This window comes from Desulfococcus multivorans (genome assembly GCF_001854245.1).
In the GTDB taxonomy this organism is placed as follows: Bacteria; Desulfobacterota; Desulfobacteria; order Desulfobacterales; family Desulfococcaceae; genus Desulfococcus; species Desulfococcus multivorans.
In genome coordinates this window covers 4,299,128-4,311,177 of record NZ_CP015381.1, presented here as the reverse complement: position 1 = coordinate 4,311,177, position 12,050 = coordinate 4,299,128, and the positions used below count along the sequence as shown (strand labels likewise).

The window sequence follows — 12,050 nt, the reverse complement described above, 5'->3', positions numbered from 1 at the left end:
TCGACCAACGACCGCCAAAGTAATCATTTGCGGGCGTAAAATCAACACGCCTTTGCAATTTTCGCTTCCTTCAGGGTTGAGCTGCGGCACCGACACCGCCGAACATCCGCTCTTCCACCAGTTCACACAAAATATGGGCCAGGGTGATGTGGGTCTCCTGAATCCGTGCGGTGACGTCCGAGGGGACCGTGAAAAGGATATCGGACAGCGTGGCGATGGCCCCGCCCCTGCCGGTGAAGCCGATGGTGAAGAGTCCCATTTTCCGGGCGGTTTCCATGGCGAGAACCACGTTGGGGGAATTTCCGCTGGTGCTGATGCCCACGGCGATATCGCCGATCCGTCCCAGGGCTTCGACCTGTTTCTGGAAGATCTGGTCGAAATGGTAGTCGTTGCCGATACTGGTGATCACAGAGGTGTCGGTGGTAAGGGCCATAGCCGCCAGGGGGCGACGCTCTTTCAGGAAACGATTGACGAATTCCGCCGCAATATGCTGGGCATCGGCGGCGCTGCCCCCGTTTCCGAATATGAGGAGCTTGCCGCCGGCAACGAGGGACTGCCGGATATTTTCCGTCGCCGCCAGCAGATCGTCCGTGTGGGTAAGGACGCTTTTTTCTTTGGTGTGAAGGCTCGCCTTCAGGCTGGCCAGGATCATCTCTTTCATGCGGTTTCCTTTTTTCCGGAGGTCTGTTCCGTCCAGGCGTTCAATTCCCTGATCCGGTCGATCAGCGCCCGGGAATCGCATCCGAGTTCATGGGCGCGCTCCAGGGCGACGAGGGCTTCGTCGCGGCGGTTCTGGGCAAGGCAGAGCTCGCCCAGGCGTTGATGGAAAAGGCCGTTTCGGGGCGCGATGTCGACGCTGTGCCGGCAGAACAGAAGGGCGATGTCAGGATTTTCACCCTGCTGGTGGAAGAGGATGCCCAACTCGGACAGGGCTGCGGCGTCGTTGGGGTTGCGTTTGACGGCGTTGCTGAAAGCCCTGACGGCGCCGTTGGTGTCGCCTCGGGCCGCAAGACATTCCCCCAGCTTTCGGCAGGCGGCGCCGGAGGCGGGATTGAGGGCCGAAGCCCGGACCAGATACGGTTCGGCCTTTTCCGGAAGCCCCTCCTGAAGGTAAATTCTACCGATCTGAAACGGCAGCTCAAAAACCGCCCCGGCGTTCGGGTCGGATCCGAGAAGACGATCGGCTTCGATCAGATGTCTGAGCGCTTTTTGGGGCTCTCCCATCATCTCGTGCACAAGACCGATGTTGTGAACGGGCATAATGCTTTCCGGACATAGTCCGACGGCGGCCCTGAATTCCCGAAGCGCTCGGTTGAACGCCCCCAGGGCGGCGTAGCAGACCCCCAGGCTGTTGCGGATGTCGGCGTCTCCGGGATTCAGCCGGAGGGCGGCTTTGAGTTCCTCTGCGGCGCCGTGAATGTTTCCCTCCTGGAAAAGGCGGTCGGCGTTGATGTTGAGGCTTGTCGCATCAAATACCGCGATGCCGCCGGGGCCGTAATGCCGGGCGTGGTTCAAGGCTTTTCGGGCGTTTTTGAGGGTGTCGATAGGGCCGTATTCGTCCATGGGGTATTCCGTGACACCCATGGTCAATGTGGCTTCGCGGACCAGGGAGAAGATCCGCCGGATTTCTTCGGCGATATTTTTGCAGTCGTCCTCGGTTTTTTCCGGGAGAAAAATGCCGATCAGATCCTGCTCGATCATGCCCCATAGGGCATCCTCGGCCCGGGTGACCTCGTCGACGACGACGGCGGCGTCCAGGAGCAGGGATATCGCAGCCTCGTCGCCGGCGGCATCCTGGACATCGAAAAAATCGTCTACACGGATCAGCATGACGCCGAAGGCGGGCGTCGGTTCCAGTTGATGGAGCGCCGCCTCGATGAGGGCTTTTCCCACGGACATGTGCGGGAATCTCGCGGAAAGCTCCCGAATGCCGACGGCTGTTCGGCGCTCAGCCGGACGGGACGCTTTCTGAAGATCTCTGGTTTCATGCAGCAGAAAAGCCTGACGATGTCCGGTCCGGGTGTAGATTTTTCGGGTGTTTCGGGTCATTTTTCCAGCAGGTTTCCGACGGCGGATGCGATAATGTCGATGTCGTCTTCCCCCACGGTTCTGAAGTCCAGAATAAAGCGATCGGCTTCGATGCGGCCGATCACGGGCGGGATGTGTCTGCGCATCCGTCGCTCGATGGCGGCCGTGGATATACCGTCGATTGCCAGGCTCACGCACCTGGTGGGCAGTTCCTGAAGCGGAAGAGCGCCCCCGCCGACCCTGGAGAACCCATCGAGAATGGAGAGGCGCAGGCGCTCGGAACGGCTCGCGGTCATCAATGCCGTAAAACGCTCGGCCCGTTGTTGGATCTCCGACAACGGGATGATGAGCATCCGGAGCGTTGGAATGGCCTGGACGGCCTTTCTGGGGTCTCGATAGATCCGGAGGGTGGTCTCCAGGGCGGCCAGGGTCATCTTGTCGATTCTGAGGGCCCGGGTCAGAGGGTTCTGCCGGACGGCGTCGAGAATCGCCCGTTTTCCAACAATCAGTCCCGCCTGAGGACCGCCGAGGAGCTTGTCGCCGCTGAAGGTGACGACATCGATGCCGGCGGCAACCGACTCCTGAACGGTGGGCTCCTTGATCATGCCGTAGACGGAGAGATCGACGAGGGTGCCGCTGCCCAGGTCCTCCATGACCGGTATGCCGCGTTTGTGGCCCAGTTCGACCAGTTCTCGGGCGGGTACGGCCTTGGTGAATCCCACCACGCTGAAATTGCTGGTGTGAACCTTGAGCAGAAGCCCGGTGTCGTCGCCGATGGCCTGTTCGTAGTCCCGGAGGTGGGTCCGGTTGGTGGTGCCCACCTCCCGGAGCCGGGCACCGCTGCGGACCATGACGTCGGGTATCCGAAAGGAACCGCCGATTTCCACGAGCTCTCCCCGGGAAACGACAGCCTCCTTTCCCCGGGCCAGGGTATCGAGGCAGAGGAGCACGGCGGCGGCGTTGTTGTTGACCGCCATTGCCGCTTCGGCGCCGGTGAGTTCACAGAGGATCCCCTCGATGGCGCTGTAGCGAAGACCTCGGGTGCCTCTGACCAGGTCGAACTCGAGATTGGTGTACCGGCGTGAAATGCGGGCGACATTTTTCACGGCCTCATCTGCCAGCAGGGAGCGTCCCAGATTGGTGTGGACCACGACGCCGGTGGCATTGACAACGGGTATCAGGTTGGGCTTCAGGGTGCGGCCAAGGTGCTGCTTGACCCTGGCCGTGATCCCGGCGTCGGTCATATCGTTTTCATCGACGGGCGGCCTTCCGTCGATGACGGCCTTCCGCAGATCTTCCACCACCTCCCTGCAGATTCGGGTCAACAAGGGTTTCGGCACCGCTTCGAAAAACGGGTCAACACGGGTCTGTTCGAGAATGCGGTCGATTCCCGGTAGTCTTCTCAACAGGTTTTGTTGTGCGTCGGTCAGCGGCATCCGTGATTCCTGGTTGTGATCAGCGGCGCGGTTATCCCCCCGAAGGGGCGGGGCATACCCGCAGGATTCCCCCTCGGTTTCCAGCCGTTTTACGGCCAAACATAACGAAAAGCGAAAGATAGGGAAAGCATATATCACTGAGCGGACTCTGGTTTCAACTGAATTATGCCTGTTTTTCAGCACATAAACAATCGCAGAAGGCGCCATTCAGATTTTTCCGGTGTTGCCGCCCTTGATGTGGTATAATAAAAAAATGAAGAGACAGTTACGACGAAAAAAAGGAAAACCCCCTGCGAAGCCTGTAACGGCCATGGTCGCCGATGCCGCCGGGGAGATCTTCGAGTTGGAAGGATACGCCGCAGCCGGTATGGCGGGCGACAGGGTCGTTCCGCTCACCACCGAGAACACCCTTCCCATGCCCCATGGTGGAGAGTTGATGTACCTCCCCCACCGGCGGCCGTTGGTCTTCAATCTCGTCGCCGAAGCGCCGGAGATGATTGACGAGAACCCCTATGCTCCCGGGGAGCCGATTTATCCCGTGGCGGCCTTCAATTCCCCCGGATACGTCAATACCTATATCAGCGCCTATCGGGAGCGGGACCCCGGAGATGTCCTGCCGCTTTTTTCCTACGGCGCCGTGGGGTGGCACGGCGGGGGATTTCGATCGGCCGTCATCCGTGTTGATCGGGAGCCTCGGCAGGATATCCGACAAATGCCCCGGGATAAGGTTGTGGCCGGGGTTCGGCGCATGCAGGCGCTTTTGCCTGAAAACCGCCTTCGCCGGCATCTGGAACGTTGCGCCCTCGAGTATGGATGCCCGGCCGGCAAGAACTTTTTTCTGGGCCGCTACGAAGCCCCCCTGCCCGCTTCCCGGACCTGCAACGCCCGGTGCCTGGGATGCATCTCTCTTCAACCGGAGGACGGGGTGTCCTGCAGCCAGGAACGCATCGACTTCACCCCATCTCCCGAGGAGATCGCCGAGGTGGCCCTGGCTCACATTCGACGGGTTGACAACAGCGTGGTCAGTTTCGGCCAGGGATGCGAGGGAGACCCGCTCTTCGCGGCCCATGTCATCGCCCCGGCCATTCGCCTGATTCGCAGGGAAACCGATCGGGGCACCATCAACATGAACACCAATGCAAGTCTTCCGGACGTCCTGGCGGATTTGTTCGACGCCGGTCTCGACAGCATCCGCGTCTCCATGAACAGCGTTCGGAAGACGTGCTACGACGCCTATTACCGTCCCAGGGGTTATGCCTTCACCGATGTTCTGGCAAGCATCGATATCGCGCTGGCGCACGGCCGGTTTGTGGCCCTGAATTACCTGAACTGCCCGGGATTCACCGACACGCCCGAGGAGGTGGCGGCTTTTCTGGCCTTCAGGCGGACGCATCCGATACATTATGTCCAGTGGCGGAACCTGAACTATGATCCCGTCAAGTACTGGAGGACCATGAACCGGGCGGCGGTTCACGGGGTTCCTATGGGGATGCGCGAGGCTCTGAGACGGATCCGGCGGGCTTTTCCGGATCTCGGATATGGATATTTCAATCCTCCCAGGGAGACTTGGAAGAAGATAAAGGGTAGGGCGGAATGAAGTGGACCCAGGTTAAAGTGGTTTTCGAATTCCATGACGCTGTTCTGGGCGCCGACCTGATTTCAGACGTTTTTTACGATCTCGGCCTTCAGGGAGTGGTTGTGGAAAGTCCGAACATGTCGCCGGAAGAGGGATGGGCAACGGATGCGCTGCCCTTGCCCGAGGTCGATGCCGTAAGCGGCTATTTTCCGGGAAACGCCGACGGTGCGCAAAAGATATCTTCTCTGGAAGAAGGATTGCGTGTCCTGGGTCGGCGGACCGGAATCACGACCAGACTTCTTTTTCAGGAACTGGACGAAGAGGACTGGGCCGAGTCCTGGAAGGCATATTTCCGGCCGGAAAAAATCTCCGACAAAATTGTTGTTAAACCCACATGGCGCGACTACACCCCGACATCGCCGGACGAAATCATACTTGAGATCGATCCGGGGATGGCCTTCGGCACCGGAACCCACCCTACCACCGTTCTCTGCATACGGCTGCTTGAAACCTGGCTGGCGCCGGGGATACGTTTTCTTGATGTGGGTACCGGTTCGGGGATTCTTATGATCGCCGCCGGAAAACTGGGGGCGGGCCTCATGGTCGGCGTGGACAAAGACGGCGTTGCCGTCGACGTGGCCCGGGAAAATCTCTCCAAAAACGGGTTCGGACCCGGATCGGCCGAGATTCATGCCGGGGACCTCCTGGCGGGTGTCTCCCGAACCTTTGACGTGGTGGCGGCCAACATCCTGAGCGAGGTCATCCTCCTTCTTTTGGAAGACATCCCGAAGGTGCTTTCAGCGGGGGGCATCTTTATCTGTTCGGGGATTATCTCGGAAAATCGCCGTAAGGTGGCCGACAGGATGGCCGACATTGGATTCGAGGTGTTGGATGTTCGGGAAAAAGACGGATGGACGGCCATGGCCGCCCGTTTCATCGGGCCTAAATGATCTGCGGGAGGATCGTCTATGCCTGTAGGATCAGATTTCATCGATGTACGTTCGGATTTACGTGATTATCGCAAGGACGTCTTCCTCCTCCACCGAGTCGCCCTCCTTGACGCGAACCTCTTTGACCGTGCCGTCGCACGGGACGAAGACCGGGGTTTCCATCTTCATGGCCTCGATGATCAGGGCCTCGTCGTCCTCCTCTACCTTCGCGCCGACCTCAAGATTTATTTTGACGATTTTTCCCGCAAGGGGTGCTAAGATTTCTTCTGTCATGTTCCAAGCCCTCCGTTATGCTGATCGGTAATTGAATGTACGTAATGATATCCGGTAGTTTGTTTTGCAATAGAAACAGTATTTTGTATGCCGACAATTTGTAGCATCCCGGCCGACGGGGTGTCAAGGAGAAGTTGGTTTGAAATAGGGCCGCTTCCTGCATGCGCCGTCTGTTAAATTGGATGTCGGCTGTCGCGATTTGAGCACCCGGAAAAACATTTTTGTCATAAAAACGGGAAAAATATTACATAATTGTATGGCTTTAATTTTTTCTTGAGTGCATTTAAATTTTAACTTTTTGAAATAAAAAGCAAAAAAAACTTATTAGCAATTGGCGTCATACTTGCTTATAATCGCTATAGTGATAACAAAGGCAAGGCGCCTTTCAAGCGAGGGTTGATAGCGGTCGATATGAGACATAAATCCGATAATCCGTTGAACACGTTGGCACGACAACAGAAATTCCTGATTGCGGATTTTCTGAAAGGGGAGGTTCCGGATTTTGTGCGCCGCTATACCCGTTGCTTCGACGCGTATTTTCGCGCATCCTATGAAAACAGTGTGATCGGACCAAAGCTGGACATCCGACGGAACCCCTATGCCGTCGTCGCCCTCGGTGGATACGGTCGGGAGGAGCAGTGCATCCATTCCGATGTGGACCTGCTCATTCTGTTCGATCGGGAGGTCCCGGAAGCGGCGGCAGCACTGATCGAGGAGATCATCTATCCCCTGTGGGACATCGGTGTGGAGGTCGGTCATGCGACCCGTTCCCTTGATGAGTGTATCACCGCGGCCATCGAGGACATCGAAACGCTGACGGCCTTTCTGGATGCCCGGTTCATCTGCGGCATGTCCCATCTCTACTCGAAACTTCTGGATTTGTTTCGGGAAAAGGTCATCTATGATGATCCGGACGGTGTGATCGGACGGGTTGTCAAGCGGAACCAGGAGCGCCACCAGAGTTTCGGCGACTCCACTTATCTTCTGGAACCGAATCTGAAGGAGGGGCAGGGCGGCCTGCGGGATTACCATACCATGCTCTGGGTGGCCCGTATCCGAAACCAGCTTACCCAACCGCGGGACCTGGAGTATCACGGCTGTCTTTCCTACAAGGAATACCAGGCGCTGAGCCAGGCACTGGCATTTATCTGGCAGGTACGGAATCACCTTCACTACCTGTCCGGCCGGAAATGCGATCAGCTCTATTTCATCTATCAGGAGCGGTTGGCCGCTGATTTGGGGTATGTTTACCGGGACGGACAGCAGCCCGTCGAGCGCTTTCTGGGGGTGCTGCACCGGCACATGGGTTTTCTGAAGCAGCAGCAGCAGCTGGTGGTCTACGAATTGGAGAAGGGAAAAGCCAAGCGGCGCAGTCTGAAATCTCTTGAAAAAGTGAACGCCGAAGGTATCGCGATCGTCGATGGGATGCTCAATTTCGTGTCTTCCAAAATGATCCCCAAACAGTCGGAGATCCTCATGAGGATTTTCGAGGAGAGTGCCCGTCTCAAGATGCCCCTCAGCATCGAGGCCCGACGGCTCGTCAGGGAGTTTCTTTACTGCGTCGACGGCCGATTTCGTGAATCCGAGTCTGTCCGGTCGGCCTTTGAGAAGATCCTCCTGACACCGGTGATCAAGTTCAATGTCCTGGAGGCCATGTCGGAAACGGGTTTTCTGGAAGCGTTTATTCCCCAGTTCAATGAGATCGTCAACCGGATTCAATATGATGAGTATCATCTCTACCCGGTGCATCGGCACCTTTTGCGAACGGTGCAGACGCTCAAAAAATTCGGTACGCCGGACGATCCCACCACCAAGCCCCTTTGCGGGCAGATCTACGAGGATCTGACCCGTCGGGAGCGCATCGCCCTCATCTGGGCCGGGCTGCTCCACGATATCGGCAAAGGTATGTCCAGCGGGAATCACTCCGAAAAAGGGGCGGAGATGATCCGGGAAATCCTTTCGGAAAGAGGATATCCGCCGGAAATGATCGAGACCGTTGCCTTTCTGGTGCGGGAGCACCTCTTCCTGATCAAGATCGCGACGCGACGGGATATACAGGACGAGGAGACCGCCCTCGTCTGTGCCCGAAGGATTGGTGACACCGACCGTCTGAAAATGCTCTATTTGCTGTCGGTGGCGGATTCCGTCGCCACCGGCCCCAAAGCCTGGAGCGGATGGACCGCCGCGCTGCTCGAGGCGCTTTTCCTGAACGTTTCGAGCCTGTTCAGGGAGGGGGAGTTGACCTCCGCAGGTGCCTTGGCGCTGATCGAAGAGAAGCGGAACTACGTACTGACCCTTTCGGAACATCCGGGAACCCGTGAATCGATGGATGCGTTGTTCCGGATGATGCCGCCGCGGTACCTCCTGAATACGTCCAGGGAGAATATCGCCCGGCATATCGCCCTTTACAACCGCCTCGGGAAGGCTCACTTCGTCTGGACGGTAGAGAAATCCATCGGTCTCAAGACCCGGACCGTGACCATCTGCGCCCGGGATTGCCCCGGTCTCTTTGCCCGGATCTCCGGTGTGTTCACCCTGAACGGCATGGATATCCTGGCGGCCCAGGTCTATACATGGCGCAACAATATCGCCCTGGATGTTTTCGAGGTCAAGCCGCCGCCCGACAGTTTTTATGAAACCCGGAAATGGGAGCATGCTGAAGCCGACCTGGAATCGGCGTTGTTGGGAAGCCTCGATCTCGAGGCGGCGCTATCGGAAAAGATGAAGACCTATGCCGTAGACAAGCCCTGGCGACCCGAAAAGTCGCCTCGGGTGAATGTGGACAATGAAAGCTCCAGTTTTTTCACCATCGTCGAGGTCTTCACCTACGATTTTCCGGGGCTGTTGTACAAAATTACGGATGCACTGTTCAAATGTCGCCTGGATGTCTGGGTGGCGAAGATTGCAACGAATGCCGATCAGGTGGTGGATGTCTTCTATGTCCGGGACTTCGACGGCCAGAAGGCGGACAGCCCCGAACAGGTGGCGGCCCTCGAAACGGCCCTCATGACGGTCCTGTCGGAAGCCTCGGACAGTCGAAACGGAAAGCCTGAACGATCGCGCATTATCGGTTGATTTCAATATACCCATGAACATGAATAAGGAGATGTAAATGACAATGACACCTGAAAACGTCATCGCAATGGCAAAGGAAAACAAGGTCAAAGTGGTTGATATCCGATTTATGGATTTCCCCGGCGTGTGGCAGCATTTTTCCGTGCCCATCAGTGAACTGGATGTTTCCACTTTCGAGGACGGCTACGGCTTCGACGGATCGAGTATTCGCGGCTGGCAGCCCATCAATGCATCGGACATGCTGGTCATTCCGGATCCCGCCACCGCCAGGATGGATCCTTTTTTCGCCGATCCGACCCTCGTGCTCATCGGCAATATTGCCGATCCCATCACTCGAGAGCCTTACAGCCGCGACCCCCGGCATATCGCTCAGAAGGCCGAGGCCTACCTCAGAAGCACCGGTATTGGAGATACGGCCTTTATCGGACCCGAAGCGGAGTTTTTCATTTTTGACAACGTGCAGTTCGAATCACGCAGCAACAGTGCCTTTTACGAGGTCGACTCAGTGGAGGGCATCTGGAACTCGGGTCGCGACGAAATGCCGAATCAGGCCTATAAACCTCGCCACAAGGAGGCCTACTTTCCCGTGCCGCCCATGGACAAATTCCAGGACCTCCGTTCCGAGATGATGCTGACCCTTCAGGATCTCGGGATTGTCGTCGAATGTCAGCATCACGAGGTGGCCACCGCGGGTCAGTCGGAGATCGACATGCGGTTCGCCCCGCTGCTGCAGATGGGCGATCAGATGGTCTGGTTCAAGTATGTTCTCAAGAACGTCGCATACAAACACGGTCATACGGTCACATTCATGCCCAAACCCCTGTTCGAAGACAATGGGAGCGGTATGCACACGCATCTCAGCATATGGAAAGACGGCACCCCCCTCTTTGCGGGTGATAAATACGCCGGCGTCTCCCAGGAAGCCCTCTGGGCCATCGGCGGCATTCTGAAACACTGTTCGGCGGTGTGCGCTTTCACCAACCCGACCACCAATTCCTATAAGCGGTTGGTGCCCGGATTCGAGGCGCCGGTCAACCTGGCCTACTCCAGTCGGAATCGCAGCGCCGCCGTCCGAATTCCCATGTATTCAGCTTCGCCAAAGGCCAAGCGCATCGAATTCAGAACGCCCGATCCGTCCTGCAACGGCTACCTGGCCTTCTCGGCCGTTCTCATGGCGGCCTTGGACGGCATCGAAAACAAGATCGATCCCGGGTCTCCCCTCGACAAGGACATCTATGGCCTGCCGCCGGAAGAGCTGGCGGAAATTCCCTCCGCGCCGGGCTCGCTGCCGGAGGCCCTGGCCGCCCTCAAGGCCGACCACGAGTTTTTGCTCAAAGGTGATGTTTTTACCCCCGACGTCATTGAAAAATGGATCAGCTACAAGACCACCAAGGAGGTGAACGCTGTAAATTTGCGTCCCCATCCTCATGAATTCTTTCTCTATTTCGATATTTAGTCCGCAATCTTTCCTTTTGTCCCCGCTCCGGCTGTCCGGAGCGGGGGCGATCCCTCCGCGGTGCCGCCTTCAGGGGTTCGAAGCGATCCGCTCTTCGGGAAAGGCGATCTTTACTGGGCGTCGTTGATCCCGACCTCCGCAAAGGTTTTGATTTCGGCCAGGATGCGGGTTGCGGCGTCCATGAGCGTCATGGCCAGGGCGGCGCCGGTGCCTTCTCCCAGGCGGAATTCCAGGTGAAGTAGAGGCTGAAGGCCCAGATGTTCGAGCATGTAACGGTGGCCGACCTCTACGCTGTTGTGGCCGGCGAAAAGATAGGGCCGGGCCGACGGTGCGAGCTCGCAGGCGATCAGGGCGCCGGCGGTGGCGATGAGGCCGTCGCAGACCACGGGAATGCCGTGGGCCGCAGCGCCGATGACCAGCCCGGCCAGGCCGCCGATCTCAAGCCCGCCGACCTTTTCGAGGACGCCCACAGGGTCCTTGGGATCGGGCCGGTGCAGCGCGAGACCCTTTTCGATGGCCGCGATCTTTTTCCGGAGTCCGTCATCGTCGATTCCGGTTCCCCGACCGGTCAACTCCGGCACGGGAATGTTCGAATAGGCCGCGATGATGGCGGTGGAGGGCGAGGTGTTGCCGATGCCCATGTCCCCCGTGCCGATAAGATGCACCGGACCTTCGGCCGTCAGTTCGTCGACGATTTCGATGCCGGCCTCGATGCTGCGGACAGCCTCCTCCCGTGTCATGGCCGGCACCGCGGCGAAGTTGGCCGTGCCTTTTCGGACCTTTTTGTGGTAAATAGGTAAATCCGGCGCGAAATCCCAGTCAACCCCCAGATCCGCCACCCGGACTTCCGCTCCGGCATGGCGGGCCAGGACACTGACGGACGCACCGCCGCCCACGAAATTGTAGACCATTTGGGGGGTCACCTTTTGGGGGAAACGGCTTACGCCCTCGGCGCAGATCCCATGGTCTCCGGCGCAGGTGATCACAATCTTCCTGTCGAGACGAACGTCGATCGTACCGAAAATGCCGGCCAGACGAGCCCCCACCTCCTCCAGGATGCCAAGGCTCCCCGCCGGGCGGGCCTGGTTTCTGAGCCGCTCTCTGGCGGCGCCGTATGCATCGGCGTTGGGCGCCGTGATGCGTTGAATCGTATGTTCCAGTAGTCTCATGCCTGTTTCTCCGTTCTTCATTGGTGGTGTTGATCACACATCCGCATATCCTGTGGGAAAAGGAACCGGCGTGCAGCGTTGGTGTTC

At 58.1% G+C, this 12,050-nt stretch carries 9 protein-coding genes; 4 read left to right on the top strand and 5 right to left on the bottom strand.

Going from position 1 to position 12,050, the window contains the following annotated elements; all coding sequences use genetic code 11:
* Positions 1–70 precede the first annotated feature (70 nt).
* Genes dmul_RS18900 through selA form a run of 3 tightly spaced genes read right to left on the bottom strand, consistent with a single transcriptional unit; the run spans position 71 to position 3,464 of the window.
* Complete coding sequence (locus dmul_RS18900) at positions 71–661, bottom strand: D-sedoheptulose-7-phosphate isomerase (protein ID WP_020877302.1); 591 nt, start codon at positions 659–661, stop codon at positions 71–73.
* A complete protein-coding gene (locus dmul_RS18895; protein ID WP_020877303.1) occupies positions 658–2,049 on the bottom strand; it encodes a tetratricopeptide repeat-containing diguanylate cyclase in 1,392 nt (463 codons plus the stop codon). Before dmul_RS18895 ends, dmul_RS18900 begins: the two co-directional genes overlap by 4 nt.
* Positions 2,046–3,464: an L-seryl-tRNA(Sec) selenium transferase gene (selA, locus tag dmul_RS18890; RefSeq protein WP_144016540.1), complete on the bottom strand. Its 1,419-nt coding sequence runs from the start codon at positions 3,462–3,464 to the stop codon at positions 2,046–2,048. The genes dmul_RS18895 and selA overlap by 4 nt, the downstream gene beginning before the upstream one ends.
* A gap of 253 nt (positions 3,465–3,717) precedes the next feature.
* Here selA and dmul_RS18885 point away from each other — a divergent pair, with 253 nt between their 5' ends.
* Both dmul_RS18885 and prmA read left to right on the top strand, forming a co-directional pair.
* Complete coding sequence (locus dmul_RS18885; RefSeq protein WP_234979174.1) at positions 3,718–5,061, top strand: radical SAM family protein; 1,344 nt, start codon at positions 3,718–3,720, stop codon at positions 5,059–5,061.
* On the top strand, positions 5,058–5,990 hold the full coding sequence (gene prmA, locus dmul_RS18880) for a 50S ribosomal protein L11 methyltransferase (protein WP_020877306.1): 933 nt from the start codon (positions 5,058–5,060) through the stop codon (positions 5,988–5,990). Before dmul_RS18885 ends, prmA begins: the two co-directional genes overlap by 4 nt.
* A 57-nt stretch (positions 5,991–6,047) precedes the next feature.
* On the opposite strand, the gene dmul_RS18875 is transcribed toward prmA, so the two are convergent.
* The gene (locus tag dmul_RS18875) at positions 6,048–6,263 is read right to left on the bottom strand and encodes an acyl-CoA carboxylase biotin carboxyl carrier protein subunit (RefSeq protein WP_020877307.1); all 216 of its coding nucleotides are present in this window, start codon (positions 6,261–6,263) and stop codon (positions 6,048–6,050) included.
* 411 nt (positions 6,264–6,674) lie between these two features.
* On the opposite strand from dmul_RS18875, the gene glnD reads away from it, so the two are divergent.
* A complete protein-coding gene (gene glnD, locus dmul_RS18870) occupies positions 6,675–9,338 on the top strand; it encodes a [protein-PII] uridylyltransferase (protein ID WP_020877308.1) in 2,664 nt (887 codons plus the stop codon).
* Positions 9,339–9,381: 43 nt separating this feature from the next.
* A complete protein-coding gene (glnA, locus tag dmul_RS18865; protein WP_040415363.1) occupies positions 9,382–10,794 on the top strand; it encodes a type I glutamate--ammonia ligase in 1,413 nt (470 codons plus the stop codon).
* Between the two features lie 110 nt (positions 10,795–10,904).
* Here glnA and cobT read toward each other — a convergent pair whose 3' ends face one another.
* On the bottom strand, positions 10,905–11,963 hold the full coding sequence (cobT, locus tag dmul_RS18860; protein ID WP_020877310.1) for a nicotinate-nucleotide--dimethylbenzimidazole phosphoribosyltransferase: 1,059 nt from the start codon (positions 11,961–11,963) through the stop codon (positions 10,905–10,907).
* Between the last annotated feature and the right edge of the window lie 87 nt (positions 11,964–12,050).